The 13,596-nt window shown below is 71.1% G+C and carries 10 protein-coding genes and 2 pseudogenes; 4 read left to right on the top strand and 8 right to left on the bottom strand.

Translation table 11 applies throughout. The features are described from left to right. The first annotated feature begins 316 nt into the window (after positions 1–316). Positions 317–787, top strand: a complete 471-nt coding sequence (locus ABD879_RS33070; RefSeq protein ID WP_425549666.1) for a Scr1 family TA system antitoxin-like transcriptional regulator — start codon at positions 317–319, stop codon at positions 785–787. Positions 788–861: 74 nt separating this feature from the next. Here ABD879_RS33070 and ABD879_RS29500 read toward each other — a convergent pair. Next, positions 862–1,533: pseudogene (locus ABD879_RS29500) on the bottom strand (DUF6879 family protein); the annotation flags it as partial. A 292-nt stretch (positions 1,534–1,825) separates the two neighbouring features. After that, positions 1,826–1,984, bottom strand: a complete 159-nt coding sequence (locus ABD879_RS29495) for a hypothetical protein (RefSeq protein ID WP_345024982.1) — start codon at positions 1,982–1,984, stop codon at positions 1,826–1,828. Positions 1,985–2,301: 317 nt separating this feature from the next. Here ABD879_RS29495 and ABD879_RS33065 point away from each other — a divergent pair, with 317 nt between their 5' ends. Next, on the top strand, positions 2,302–2,589 hold the full coding sequence (locus tag ABD879_RS33065) for a helix-turn-helix domain-containing protein (RefSeq protein ID WP_425549665.1): 288 nt from the start codon (positions 2,302–2,304) through the stop codon (positions 2,587–2,589). 62 nt (positions 2,590–2,651) lie between these two features. Next, positions 2,652–3,892 (top strand): annotated as a pseudogene (locus tag ABD879_RS29490) (IS256 family transposase). An 836-nt stretch (positions 3,893–4,728) separates the two neighbouring features. Here ABD879_RS29490 and ABD879_RS29485 read toward each other — a convergent pair. The 6 genes from ABD879_RS29485 to ABD879_RS29460 form a co-directional block, all read right to left on the bottom strand. Beyond that, positions 4,729–5,583: a shikimate dehydrogenase gene (locus ABD879_RS29485; RefSeq protein ID WP_345024981.1), complete on the bottom strand. Its 855-nt coding sequence runs from the start codon at positions 5,581–5,583 to the stop codon at positions 4,729–4,731. Beyond that, positions 5,580–6,023 (bottom strand): type II 3-dehydroquinate dehydratase, encoded by a 444-nt coding sequence (gene aroQ, locus ABD879_RS29480; RefSeq protein WP_345024980.1) that lies wholly within the window; start codon positions 6,021–6,023, stop codon positions 5,580–5,582. The genes ABD879_RS29485 and aroQ overlap by 4 nt, the downstream gene beginning before the upstream one ends. 24 nt (positions 6,024–6,047) lie before the next feature. Further along, entirely contained in the window at positions 6,048–6,830 is a 783-nt protein-coding gene (locus ABD879_RS29475; RefSeq protein WP_345024979.1) for an N-acyl homoserine lactonase family protein, read from the bottom strand. Next, positions 6,827–8,185, bottom strand: a complete 1,359-nt coding sequence (locus ABD879_RS29470) for an MFS transporter (RefSeq protein WP_345024978.1) — start codon at positions 8,183–8,185, stop codon at positions 6,827–6,829. The genes ABD879_RS29475 and ABD879_RS29470 overlap by 4 nt, the downstream gene beginning before the upstream one ends. Before the next feature lie 856 nt (positions 8,186–9,041). Further along, complete coding sequence (locus ABD879_RS29465; RefSeq protein WP_345024977.1) at positions 9,042–9,731, bottom strand: TetR family transcriptional regulator; 690 nt, start codon at positions 9,729–9,731, stop codon at positions 9,042–9,044. Between the two features lie 36 nt (positions 9,732–9,767). Beyond that, the gene (locus ABD879_RS29460; protein WP_345024976.1) at positions 9,768–11,627 is read right to left on the bottom strand and encodes a bifunctional sugar phosphate isomerase/epimerase/4-hydroxyphenylpyruvate dioxygenase family protein; all 1,860 of its coding nucleotides are present in this window, start codon (positions 11,625–11,627) and stop codon (positions 9,768–9,770) included. Between the two features lie 836 nt (positions 11,628–12,463). Here ABD879_RS29460 and ABD879_RS29455 point away from each other — a divergent pair. Beyond that, positions 12,464–13,042, top strand: a complete 579-nt coding sequence (locus ABD879_RS29455) for a hypothetical protein (RefSeq protein WP_345024975.1) — start codon at positions 12,464–12,466, stop codon at positions 13,040–13,042. The last annotated feature ends 554 nt before the right edge of the window (positions 13,043–13,596 follow it).

Raw genomic sequence — 13,596 nt, 5'->3', positions numbered from 1 at the left:
AACGGGCGGGGTCGCCGCCCGCCTCGCGCCAGACGGCCCGGCGGGTCAGGTGGCGATCGCGAGCGCGCTGCGCCGCGGCCGCCAGGCGCTCGCGCTGAGCGACCCATGCCAGGTCACGAGGGCACATCGAGGGCACACGGGGGTCATTCAATGCCCAACTCTCCCCACCATTGTCAAACATTGTTGATGCTGGTGAGGCCCGGGTTGCGATCAAAACCCCTGGTCGGGATAGGCCGCGCTGCAGTTCTCACACATCAGCTCTGAACTGCTCTACCAGAACAAGGTCATCCCCGCGCTGCTGCAGACCGAGGGATACATGACCGAGGTTCTGCGTGGTGTGCGCCGCGACCGGCGCCTGGAGATCGACGACGTCGCCGACGCCGTCGCCACCCGCATGGAGCGGCAGCGGCACCTGCACCGGCCCGGGACGCGTTGGGTGTTCCTGCTGGAGGAGGCGGTGCTGCGATACCAGTACGCCACGGCGGACGTGCACCGCGAGCAGCTGGAACACCTCATGACCGCCATGCGGCTGCCGTCGGTAGTGGTGGGGATCATTCCTATGGGCGTCCCGCGTCAGGGTGTGCGAGCGCGGGAATCGTTCGACATCGACACCTTCGACGACGGCGCTGTGAAGGCGCACGTCGAGCTGCTGGGCGGACTGCTCACGCTGACCCACCCCGCCGACATCGCCCTGTACCGGCGCGCCTGGGACGACTTGCGCGGCCTCGCCGTCGTCGGCGACGAGGCTCGAGCGTTGATCCGGGCGGCCGCCGCGGCGACTGAGTAAGCCCTACTCGGGTTTGAAGTCGGCGTGCGGTGTCGCGCGGTTCCACGCCAGCTCGAAAGCGCCACGATGTCGCGTGCCACCCGCGGGTCCGAGCTGTAGCTGTAGACGTGCGGGTTGCTGTCGTCCCCACGCTGGAAGTTCCACCGGATGACCCGGTTATCGAACACCCAGCAGTCCGCCGCGGGCACCAGGAGGTCGGCAGCCTGGTCGCGCCAGAGCCAGCGGATGTCCTCGCCGAAGGAGACGTTCGCGTCCGTGACGGCGTACTCCCAGCGCATGTACTCCGACATCGGCCGGGAGATGATCCGCACCCGCCGCCACCGCACGCCGCGCGCGATGGCCTCGCGAACCATGTCGGGCCACTCGCCCCAGTCGTGGCTACTCAGGTCGCCGGTCTCGCGCCACTGCTCATACGAGCTGGCCTCGTTGATGTCGTAGGCGTCGCGGGTTTCGAACCGGATCAGCGAGTGCTTGGTGGCGGCGAGCAGCGTCTTGAAGTCGTGTCGGCCGGGCCCCTGACGGCCAGGCTCGTAGTCGTCGTCTATCGCTTCGCGGATGGCCGGGAACAACCGATCGGGTACCCATACGTCGGTCTCATCCTCTCCTTTGCCGACGTCCTTGCTGAGGCGTCCCGTCAGCTCCGGAACGGCGGTCTTGCCGCGCAGGTATAGACCGCCGGGGGCTCGCCACACGGCCGGGCATTCTTCCTTGTCCGAGTCAGGGTCGCCGCCCACGAAATGGATCATCGGTGCCTCCAGGAATGCGGCCAGCCACGGCCCTAGCCACGGCGGCCCTATCGCGTCAGCTGCCCGGCATGAAGCGAACGATGGCCTGGTCGTCACCGTCCGGTGCCCCGGACGTGCATCCGCTCGCCGACCAGGCGACCAAGAGGGGAACGTGGCCCTGCGACTGTGCTGCCAGTTGCCCTCACCCTTGGACGGTCGGCAGCCCGGCGGTGAGGAGACCGGCAGCGGCCAAAGCGCTGCGTGTGGCTAGTGATGGCGGCGGTGTCCCACAGCACCGGGCCCACGGACGCGGTCATCGCGCCGCCTCCCTGGCGCGCTCGGCACGCCGGGCGGGGTGCCCGAGAACGTGCAGGGCCGCGTTGTCCAGGTGCACGCCGTCGACCTCGGCGATCGGCTCGCCTACCTCGGTGAAGACCCACAGCGGCCACTGTCCTCCTCGCCCGCCCAGCACGCGATGGCGATCGACGCGTTTGGCGTCGCCACGCCCGGAAGGCCCGTCAACGTCGCGCCCCGCATCGAGCGTTGCATGGCGAGCGCGCGCAATCGGTCACACTCGTGCACAGTCGGACCTCCGTCGTCCGGCTGAGCTCCGGGACTCCCGCGTGCCCGCGGCAGCCCGGGGCCGATGGCAACCGTGCCACCTGGCACAGACACTCCACCTGCCGCGAGGTCCCAGGCCAGAGGTTTCACAGAATTTCACACCGTCGCCGTGGCGCTGGGGAGCCCTGGAGTGTCAAACCGTGAAACACGCACGGCCGTAGGCGCCTCATGCGCCAGGATCAGCAACAAATGCCAGCTTCACCTTCGTCGTTCGCTCAAGCTGCTCGTAAGCGTTTGGCCGAGCAGCTCCGCCAGATGCGCACAGACGCGCGCATCTCCGGCCGCGAGTTCGCTCGCCGTGCGGGCTGGCGGTCGTCTTCACAGGTGAGCATGATCGAGCATGGGCGGCGCACCATCACGCCCGATCACATCCGACTCTGGTGCAAGATCTGCGGTGGGTTGTGTCCACGGAGGTGGTGTACGAGTCCTTGCAGGTCAGAGGGCGTGGCGTCGTGAAATGAGACGGCCACCGCGTGATCCTTCGAGAAGCAAAGTCCAAGATCGAAGGAGAGGACGCGATGGCCGACGACACCAGTGTGGACCCCGCGGGCTGGTTTGCCGAGCAGATCGGGGCGTGTGAGCCCGATCTGCTGCGATCGATGGTCAAAACGATGGCCGAGGCCCTGATGAGCGCAGAGGCCGACGCGGTCTGCGGCGCCGGCTACGGCGAGCGCTCAGATGAGCGGGTCAACCGCCGCAACGGCTACCGGGAACGGACGTGGGACACCCGGGCCGGCACGGTCGAGCCGGCGATCCCGAAGCTGCGCAGCGGGTCGTACTTCCCCGGGTGGCTGCCGAGCGGCGCCGCCGGGCCGAGCAGGCCCTGGTCAGCGTGGTCGCCACCTCGTATCTGCTGGGCGTGTCCACGCGGCGGGTGGACAGGCTGGTGGAGCAGATGGGCATCACGGGCATCTCCAAAAGCCAGGTCTCGCAGATGTCGAAGGTCCTGGACGCCCGGGTCCAGGCGTTCCGCAACCGTCCTTTGGAGGGCGGGCCGTATGCGTTCGTGTGGCTGGACGCCCTGACGCAGAAGGCGCGTGAAGGCGGCCGCACCGTGAACGTGCACGTGCTGGTGGCCACCGCCGTCAACGCCGACGGGCACCGCGAGATCCTCGGCGTCGAGGTGAGTTCGGCCGAGGACGGCGCCGGATGGCCGGCGTTCCTGCGCGGGCTGGTCGCCCGCGGCCTGTCCGGGGTGCAGCTGGTGATCTCCGACGCCCACGCCGGGCTGGTCGAGGCGATCGGATCGACGCTGCCCGGGGCGGCCTGGCAGCGGTGCCGCACCCACTACCTGCGCAACCTTGTGACCAAGGTCCCCAGATCCGCCCGGCCGCGGGTGGCCACGCCGGTGCGCACCATCTTCGACCAACCCGCCGCCGAAGAGGTCCACTCCCAGCATGCCCGGGTCGTCGCCTCGCTGCAGGCCAAGCACCCCGACGCCGCGCAGCACCTTGACGAGGCCCGGGACGACCTGCCGGCCTTCACCGCGTTCCCCCGGCAGATCTGGCGTCAGATCTGGTCCAACAACCCCCAGGAACGCCTCAACAAGGAGATCCGCCGCCGCACCGACGTGGTCGGGATCTTCCCCGACCGCACCGCGATCGTCCGCCTCGTGGGCGCGGTGCTGATGGAGCAGACCGACGAGTGGACCGAGGGCCGCCGCTACATGGGACTGGAGTTCCTCGCCAAAGCCAGGCTGCGAGTGATTGACGGCGGCCCTTGCGGGGACGAGACCGACCAGCAAGCGATCACTGCTTAACCCGCAGAAACAGGATCACGCGGAGGCCGACTCATACACCACTCCACTGGACGTGACCGTAGACGCTGGATCGCCCGGGGCGATCCAGCTTTCCCTGCCCCGCTACGCGGGAGGGTCCGCTTCACCCCCGGCCTGAAGGCCGGAGCACTGCGGACGAGCCTGGTAGCGCCACGGTGCCCTACGTGGTCGGGATGTGCCCAAGGGCGGCATCAGACTTCTGCCCCTCATCCGGGCGGCAGAATGCGCCAAGAGAAATGGGAAACTTCGCCGAGCGTGCGCCCATCCGCCAGCTCGGCCATCGGGCGACCGGCTACTCGGCGAGGCTCAGGGTGCACGGCAGTCGCGCGTCCTGCCGCAGCTCACCCAGCCGTACCTCAGGCGCCTCGCGTGCTTGCTGGTAGGGCGTGGATACGGGCAGCGGTCACAGGGTTCGCAGGAACCTGGAGGCGTGGACCGCTGGGCGGTCGTCGTGCCTCCTTCTGCGGTGACGATGCCCCGGGCTTCCCGGACGAGCTTCTGGACGCGGCATTCCTGCGGGACGCGGGGCCTTGCCGGCGCAGGGGCAAGAAATGGAGAACGTGCCCTTATGGCCGCCGAGCCGCCCGGCGTCGACCGACGACGGGCGGGGCTGCGGCTCCGGACGGCTATGCCGGAGGCCGGTAACAGCGTTTCCACTCGGCCGCCACGCTTCTGGGGCGGTGTTGCCCTTGTAGGCCAACGCGTGGCTCATCTCGCGGCGAGGCCGACCGGGAATCGGCGATGCTCGCAGGTGTTCCGCCATGGGCGGCGCCTCGGCCGGGCGGCGGGGTGCGCCGGCCCGGCCGAGGCGCCTTTGGTCAGGCTGCGACCAGGTCGGAGAGGTGGGCGAGCATCCGGTCGGTGTCGGGGGTGAGGCCGGTGAACAGGCGGAAGGCGTGCGCCGCCTGGAAGACCACCATCCCGCCGCCGTCCAGGGTGCGGCAGCCCGCCGCGCGGGCCTGCTCGAGCAGTTCGGTGCGCAGCGGGCGGTAGACCACGTCGGCCACCCACAGGTCCGGGCGGAGCAGCCCGGCCGGCACGGGGGAGCCGGGGTGGCCGGACATGCCGATCGGGGTCGCATTCACCAGGCCGTCCGCGTGCCGGAGCGAGGCCGCCAGGTCGGCGACGGGCGCCGAGCGGGCGCGTCCCGGACCGAAGTGCCGGGTGAGCTGGGCGGCGAGCGCGTCGGCGGCGGCGGTGCGGGTGTCGACGAGGGTGACCTGGTCGGCGCCCATGGTGAGCAGCGCGTGCGCGACGGCGGCGCCGGCGCCCCCGGCCCCGACCTGCACGACCCGGCGGGTGGCGGCGTCGGGCAGGCCGCGGGCGAACGATTCGGCGAAGCCCGTCCAGTCGGTGTTGTGGCCGATGGCCCGGTCTCCGTCGAAGGTGACGGTGTTGACGGCGCCGAGGCGGGCGGCGTCCGGCGACAGCTCGTCGAGGTGCTCGATCACCGTCTGCTTGCACGGGTGGGTGATGTTGAACCCGGTGTACCCCACCCGGCGGGCGGTGCGCACCAGGTCGCCCGCCGCGGCGGCGTCGACGCCGAGCTCGGAGATGTCGAGGATCTTGTACAGGTAGCGCAGGCCGTGGTGCTGCGCCTCGCGCTCGTGCAGGGCGGGGCTGAGGGACGACCCGATCCCCGCGCCGATCAGCCCGATCAGATGCGCGGTCATCCCCGTCCCTCCCCGCCGATCAGCTCGGCCAGGTGCAGCAGCGCCAGCTCGTAGCCGTGCGCGCCGGCGCCGCAGATCACCGCGTCGCTGACGGCCGCGGTGTGGGAGGTGTGCCGGAACGCCTCGCGGGCGTGGATGTTGGTCAGGTGCACCTCGACGGTCGGGACGTCCACGGCCGCCAGGGCGTCGCGCAGTGCGACGGACGTGTGCCCGTAGGCGGCCGGGTTGATCACGATCCCGTCGGCGCCCTCCTGGACGGCGTCCACCAGAACCCCCTCGTGGTTGCTCTGGCGGAAGTCCACACGCAGGCCGTGCCGGTCGGCGACCGCGTGGCAGCGGGCTTCGATCTCGGCCAGGGTGGCGGTGCCGTAGAGGTCCGGCTCCCGCCGGCCGAGGAGGTTGAGGTTGGGGCCGTTCAGGACGAGGACGGTCGGTCGCATTTGCTCCCCGATACTCGTGGTTGTTCAAACGATGCGGGCGATGCGGTCGCGGACCGCGCCCGGCGGGGGCTTGAAGCGCTGGAGGACCTCGGGGTCGTGCCCGGCCACGATCAGGTCCGGGCCGTCGGCCGGCTCCCTGATCCGGTCGAACGCGCCGTACACGCCGGTCATGCTGTGCAGGATCGGGAACGGGCGGTCGGTCTCCAGGTTCTCGTAGAAGTGGACGGCGTCGGAGGCGAGCACCACGCGGCCGCGGGCGGTGCTGACCCGCACCACCTGCATGCCGACGGTGTGCCCGCCGACCAGGTGCACGCTCAGGCCCGGCACCACCTCGGCGTCCCCGTCCACCTGCTGCAGCCGGTCCTCGGCGGCGCGCAGGTGGGCGAGGTCGTCGTCGGACACCAGCCGGCGTTCCCGTTCGATGCGGCGCGCCCACGGGCCGGTCCAGTACTCCAGCTCCGCCCGCTGGACGACGTACCGCGCGCCGGTGAAGGCGGCGGCCGTGCCGGTGTGGTCGTAGTGCAGGTGGGTCAGGACGACGTGGCCGACCGAGCCGGGGGCCGCCCCCATGCCGCCCAGCAGCGACACGGGGGAGGCGTGGTAGTCGATCCCGGCGGGCCGGTGGACCTGGTCGGGGGCGATGCCGGCGTCGACGGCGACCGTGTGCCGGTCGGAGACCGCCGGCCAGACGTAGTAGGCGGTCGGGTGCGGTTCGTCCCAGCGTTCGTCGTAGCCGTGGAAGTGCCGGCCGCGCCGCCCGTCCCGGCGGGCGTAGCACAGCGCGTACACCCGGAAGGCGTCGCTCACGCCCGCTCCGGTGCGGGGGCGGGGGCGGCGGCCGCCCGGCGGAGGCCGAGCTGCTCGGTGGGCACTTTGTAGGTCTCCCGGCCGGTCGCGACGGCGACGATGTTGACCAGGCACAGGATCGCGGTGATGACCGAGACGCCCAGCCAGGCGTCCGGGCCGTCGCCGGCGATGGCCCCGGCGACGCTGGGGGCGAAACCGGCGATGGCGAAGCCGATCTGGGTGCCCACGGCCATCCCCGACAGCCGGACGCGGGCACTGAACATCTCGCCGTAGAAGGCGGGCCAGACGCTGCCGGTTGCGCTGTACACGACGCCGAACATCAGGATGCCGACCAGGAAGATCAGCGGGTAGTTGCCCTCGGAGATGGCCCACAGGTAGGCGAACATCAGCACCGCGCAGCCCAGGGAGCCGCCGATGAACACCGGCTTGCGGCCGATGCGGTCGGCCAGGATGCCGAAGAGCGGGAGCGCGGCCAGCGCCGCCGTGTTGGCGAGCACGCCGACCCACAGCATGGCCGACTTGTCCAGCTCCATCGTGTTGACCGCGTAGGAGAGGGCGTAGACGGTGAAGATCGTGCTGACCGAGGCGATGACGGCGGCGACCGTCACGCGCAGCACGTCGGCCCAGTGGTCGCGGAACAGCACGGCCAGCGGCTTCCCGGCGACGGTGCCCTGGGCGGCCTCCTGCTCGAACACCGGGGTCTCGGCGAGCTTCTGCCGGATGACGTAGGCGACCAGCATGACGGCCGCGCTGAGCCAGAACGGGACCCGCCAGCCCCAGCCGTACAGCTGGTCGTCGGGGAGGGCGGCGACGGGCAGGAAGACCGCGGTGGCCAGGATCTGCCCGGCCTGGGTGCCGTTGAGCGTGAAGCTGGTGTAGTAGGCGCGGCGGTGGGCGGGGGCGTGCTCCAGCGTCATGGAGTTCGCGCCGGCCTGCTCGCCGCCCGCGGAGAAGCCCTGCGTCAGGCGCAGCAGCACCAGCAGGACCGGCGCCGCCAGGCCGATCCGGTCGTAGGTGGGCAGGCAGCCGACGAGGAACGTGGCCGCCCCCATGAGCGTGACGGTGAAGACCAGGACCTTCTTGCGGCCGAACCGGTCGCCGACGTGCCCCAGGACGAACGCGCCGACCGGGCGCGCGAGGTAGCCGACGCCGAACGTGGCCAGCGCGAGCAGCGTGCCGGCGGCCGGGTCGGAGTCGGGGAAGAAGATCTTGCCGAACACCAGCGCGGCGGCGGTGCCGTAGATGAAGAAGTCGTAGTACTCCAGCGCGCTGCCGATCCAGGCGGCCAGTGCGGCTTTGCGGGGCTGGCCCTGCGGGGGCGGCCCCGCCGTGACGGCGGTGGGGTGGTCGCGCACGTCATGCTCCTCGGGTGAGGGCCCGTGAGTACGAACTAGATAGTTAATTAGTCGGGCCGCCACGTATGCTCCGGTGTCCCGCGTCACATTGTCAAGAGGGCGGGGCGACCTTCACCTCGGACGATGCCCCACCGTATGCCCGGACGGGCGGTGCTCCGGGCACCCGGCGGCCCCCGGAACCGCGCATACGTCAGGGCAGCGCCCGCACACATGCAGCCCCGGCTCCGCACGAGAACGGCGTACGCGCCGGACCAGGAACCGCCCCACCAGACCACCCGGACGCCAGCCACACGCCCAGACTGCAACCCTCGCGCACCCCGACCCAGCCGACCTCCCGGCAAACGACGACCTGCCGCCAACCCGCACGCAGCACGCCACCGCCAGAACCAGGCGCAGACACACCACATGCAGCGCCCGCACGCCTGCGGCCCTGCAGCCGACACCGCACCGGCCGTCGACCGCAGAGCCAGGTCGTGTTCCGATGCAGACGGAACCGTTCCCTGATGGGCGGTGCTTTCCAGGTCGGCCTGGCAGCCGACCGGAGAGCGTGTCGTAGCGGGCGGCACTCGAAGCGGCTGATGACGGGCCCCGCAGCCGACCGGGTCGCCGCCCCTCCACCGACCGCGAGACCGCCATCGCCTCCATCGGCCGACTCGTCCAGGCCGAGCGCACCGCCATCGGCGAGGCCGCCTTCACCTGCCTGCAGACCGTCCGCTCCTTCGATGCCCACGCAGGCCGGCAGGTGGACGCCCGCCGCGGCCGCTACCTGCCGCCAGCGCCGGGCCCGGTCGCCCGAGCCCGGGATCTCGACGACGACGCCACGGTCACCTCACTTCGAAACACGTCCCAGACGCGCTCAGCCGGTCTCGCCGCGCTCCTCCGGCCGTCGGCGGCCGCCCCCGGTGAGATAGGCGACGACGGCCTCGCCGGTCATCTTCCGGTACCGGTCGCGGTGCTCGGGGGCGGTCAGGTCGCGGCCGAACAGGGTGCCGAAGGTGTGCTGGTTGGAGATCCGGAAGAAGCACAGCGCGCTGATCATCATGTGCACGTCGACGGCGTCGGCGTCGGCGACGAAGTCGCCGCTGGCCCGTCCGGCCTCCAGGATCCGCGAGATGAGCCCGGTCACCGGTCCGCCGAGGTCGCCGAGCATCTGCGACTTGCGCAGGTACTCGGCGTGGTGGATGTTCTCGATGCTGACCAGCTTGATGAAGTCGCGGTGGGCGTCGTGGTGGTCGAAGGTCAGCTCGGCCAGCGTGCGGATCGCCTCCACCGGCGCCAGGTGCTGCACGTCGATCGCGGACTCGGCCTTCCGGACCTCCGAGTAGACCTTCTCCAGGACGGCGATGTACAGCTTCTCCTTGTTGCCGAAGTAGTAGTAGATCATCCGCTTGGTGGTCCGCATGAGCGCGGCCATCTCGTCCACCCGCGCCCCGGAGTAGCCCTTGCGCGCGAACTCCCGCTGGGCGACCTCCAGGATCTCGGCGCGGGTGCGTTCGGCGTCGCGTCGGCGCCCGTTCGATGCGGAGGCGGGGGACTGGGACGACATGTGACTCCTGGAGAGGCTGCCGGACGACAGACCATCCTAGGACGGCCGTGATCGAGTGCCCCTCCGGCGTCCGTCCCGCTCCGCGTGCTGGGCGGCCAGCCGGACGGGGGCGTTGGGCGCGCCGTAGCCGCGGTACCCGCCCAGCCGCTGGACGACCTCGAAGAACACCCGTCCGGTGGTCGCGGTGTAGAAGTGCAGGAACTCGCCGTGCTCGTCGCGGTCGTACAGCAGGCCCAGCTCGCGCAGCAGGCGGTGCCGTTCGGTGCCCAGGTCGTAGCGCGCCTCCAGGTCGTCGTAGTAGTTGTCCGGGATGGCCAGCCGGGCCGCCCCGGCGGCCTGCAGCCTGCGGACCGTTGCGACGATGTCGGTGCTGGCCAGCGCCACGTGCTGCCAGGCCGCGTCGGGTGCGCCGTCGCGCGCGCCGACGTAGGCGACGTTCAGGGCGATCCGCACCCGCCCGTCCTCGGTGGACACCGCGCGGCTGCGCATCAGCCCGTACGGGTCGGGCAGCTCCAGGCTCTCGTGCGGTTGCAGGCCCAGGACGCTGCGGTAGAACAGCGACGCCTCGTCGAAGTGGTGCCAGGGCTGGGCCAGCGCCACATGGTCGATATGGGTGATCTCCCCCGTTCCGGCCTCGCCCGGGTCCCGGCGGAAGTCGTCGGTCCAGCTGGGGTGGTCGGGGCGGCCGGTGCGGCAGAAGAACAGCTCGGTGCCGTCCGGCGCGGCCACCGCGTCCAGCGGGACGTCCTCGGGCGCCCGCGTCCGCGGCAGCACGGGTGCCAGCAGGGCCTCGGCGCGTTCGACGGAGGCGGCCGGGTCCGGCGACTCCAGTCCGATGGCGCCGAGGACCGGGCCGTCCTGGCTCTCGGGGCTGCCGGTGTTGAGCAGGATGCGGGCCTCGTTCTGCTCCCACAGCTCGACGGGCTTGCTGGTGTGCACGCCCGTGCGCGCGAACCCGAGCGCGGTCAGCAGGTCGCCCAGGGGTCCGGTGTCGGGCGCGGCCAGCTCGGCGAACGCGAACCCGCTCGGCACCACGGCGGGGGGCGCCTTGGCGAGCGACGCCGGGCGGGACTCGGGGGCGAGCCGCTGTCCGACCTCTTCCTCCAGGGCGACGAGCGAGCGCATGGCGTCCTGCGCGGTGCGCATGGCCGCGGCCTGCCGGAAGATGTCGTTGAACACCTCCAGTGACAGCGGCCCGTCGTAGCCGGCGCGCAGGACGTGCCCGACCAGTCCGGCGACGTCCAGGTCCCCCTGGCCGGGGAAGCAGCGGTAGTGGCGGCTCCAGTACAGGACGTCCATCGGCAGCGCCGGGGCGTCGGCCAGCTGCAGGAAGAAGATCTTCTCGGCGGGGATCGTCTCGATGGCGTAGGGGTCGGTGTCGCGCGCCAGGATGTGGAAGCTGTCCAGGCACAGGCCGAGGTTGGGGTGGTCGGCGGCCCGGACGATCCGCCAGGCGTGCAGGTAGTCGTTGACGTGCCGGCCCCAGGCCAGCGCCTCGTAGGCGATCCGGATCCCGTGCTGGGCGGCCCGCTCGGCCAGGGTGTGCAGCTGCTCGGCCGCCAGCGCGTCGTCGTCCACGGAGTCGGGGGAGACGCTGGAGCAGACCAGCATGCAGGTCGCCCCGAGCCGCTGCATCACCGCGAACTTGTGCTCGGCGCGCCGCAGGTTGCGTTCCAGCACGGGCGGCGGCACCGCCTCGAAGTCGCGGAACGGCTGGTACAGGTCGATGGACAGGCCCAGGTCGGCGGCCCGGCTCCGCACCTCCTCCGGGCTCATCCGGCCGGTGACCAGGTCGCTGTCGAAGATCTCGACTCCGTCGAAGCCCGCGGCCGCGATCGCGGTCAGCTTGTCGGGCAGCGAGCCGCTCAGCGACACCGTGGCGATGGATCTGCGCATGGTCCGCAACGCCTCCAGTAATGAACGAACTAGTACGTTAGCCTAACCCACCGCCTTCCCCCGGAGATCCGAGCCGAAGGTGCAGCCACCTCAGGTGCGGACGACGGGACGGCCGTGACACGCCCCTCGGCACAGATCTGCAGGCACTGCAGGGGGAAAGAATTCGTCGCCCCCTTCACTCGCGGTACGGCCGGCGCCCGCAGAACACGCACCCTCGCCACATCGATCGCGTTCGGCAGGAACTTCACCGCCCTCCACACGCACAGGCACGCGACGCATGGAGGCGGTCGTAGTCGCGACCGGTGCGGTCACCGGCGGGCGGTGCGGCGGGGGTTGTGGCCCTTCGCCGCACCGGCCCGTTCCGCTCGCCTTCAGGTGACCGCTGGGCCGCCGCAGACACGCCACCTCCATCGCCCGACTGTCCCGACCGGCCGACGCCCGCAACCGGTCGGCCTTGATTTCGGCGGCGAGCTTGTGAGCGTGCAGCAGCGAGGCCAGCCGCTCCAACAGCCGGACCGCCTCCGGGGCAGTCACCTGCTCTCCATCGGCCTCCCTCGGCCTGTCCAATGAACCCACAGAACCCTCCTTCCGGTCGGTGTAAGGCGAGACAACCCGACCGCTTCGCGGTGAGGCCACCGTGGGCTACCGTCATTCACGGTTCATCCACGCCGTTCACCTGGACGGCGGAGCAGGGGTTGGACGGTTGAGCGACGCTGAGCAGAGTCCGGAAACCGAAGGGTTCGGTGCGGCTGTCGCCCGCTGGCGTACCCGCCGCCGGATGACCGAGCAGGCCCTCGCCCGCGCGATGGGGATTCGACAGGTCGTACATCTCGCACGTGGAGGCGGGACGGCACCCGGCGTCGGCCGACTTCGCACGTAAGGCCGACTCCAGTCTGAACGCGGGCGGAGAGCTGTGGGCCGCGTGGCAGGCCGCCGGCAACACCCCCGGAGAGCAGCCCGCCCCGATCACCGCGCGGGGCTCCGGCGGCCTGATCGTGGAACTCGACCACGCCGAACTGCGGTACGACGGCCGCGTCTACGCCGCCACCATGCGCCGCCGGATCGTCAACACCGGCCCCGACCCCGTCACCCGGTACCTCGTCCGGATCTCAGTCGATCGCCACCCGGGCGACCCCGAGGCGTCGAACCGGCTCTACCGGCAGCACCCACCGACCTTCGATGAACTCGGGCTGACCGCAACCTGCGACGGCAAGCCCATGACATGGCGGCCCAAACTCGACCGCGACTCGTTCAAGGAAGTCTGGCTCTGCTTCGAGAACGAACACGGACGCTTCCCGCTCTACCCCGGGGAGCGCGCCACCCTGGAGTACACCTACACCGTAGGAGACGACAAGTGGGGCCACTGGTTGAGCGGGCCGTTCGTCTCCACACCCTGCACCTGTCCGTCCGGCTGATATTCCCCGCCGACCTCGCCCCGAGCGTGTGGGGCACCGAGACATCCACCACCGCCGAGGCCACCCCGCTGCACAACCCCATCACCCGGCAGCGCCACGGTGATCAAGCGATCTACGACTGGAGCACCGCCGACCCGCCGCTCAACGCCCGATACCGGCTCGAATGCGCTTCAAGGGTCGTAACGAGCAACCGGCCCCACGCCTGGATCTGCGGCTCGCCAGCGACCGCATGAAGGCCGCCGGGATCGTCCAACAGGGCGACCCGGTCCTTACGGCCATCGCCCGCCCATTCGACCTGCCCGCCGAAGCAGCCGACGTACCCTGGTGGGGAGGGCTCGGCCCGGCAATAGGCCAGGTCCTGGCACTCCCCGCGAAGACTGCTGGATCTTCGCCTTCGCCCCGTCCACCCGCCGCGGTGGGCGGGGCGCCTTCGTGTGCCCGGAGACAGGGCGGCGGGGCGGGCCATCCGCGCAGGACCCGTCCCACCCGTCATGCCGCACCCCCGGGAGGAACCCCCCGGAACCATGCGGGGGCGCGGCGGCCGGGAGGGCGGC

This window comes from Actinomadura keratinilytica (assembly GCF_039539665.1).
Taxonomy (GTDB): Bacteria; Actinomycetota; Actinomycetes; order Streptosporangiales; family Streptosporangiaceae; genus Spirillospora; species Spirillospora keratinilytica.
The sequence above is the reverse complement of the archived record's forward strand: the minus strand, read 5'-3'. Positions and strand labels throughout refer to the sequence as shown.

Coding starts and splice junctions, on each gene's coding strand:
- aroQ (WP_345024980.1), bottom strand. CDS start 6,023: ATGCGACCGACCGTCCTCGTCCTGAACGGCCCCAACCTCAACCTCCTC.
- ABD879_RS33070 (WP_425549666.1), top strand. CDS start 317: ATGACCGAGGTTCTGCGTGGTGTGCGCCGCGACCGGCGCCTGGAGATC.
- ABD879_RS29485 (WP_345024981.1), bottom strand. CDS start 5,583: ATGACCGCGCATCTGATCGGGCTGATCGGCGCGGGGATCGGGTCGTCC.
- ABD879_RS29465 (WP_345024977.1), bottom strand. CDS start 9,731: ATGTCGTCCCAGTCCCCCGCCTCCGCATCGAACGGGCGCCGACGCGAC.
- ABD879_RS29460 (WP_345024976.1), bottom strand. CDS start 11,627: ATGCGCAGATCCATCGCCACGGTGTCGCTGAGCGGCTCGCTGCCCGAC.
- ABD879_RS33065 (WP_425549665.1), top strand. CDS start 2,302: ATGCGCCAGGATCAGCAACAAATGCCAGCTTCACCTTCGTCGTTCGCT.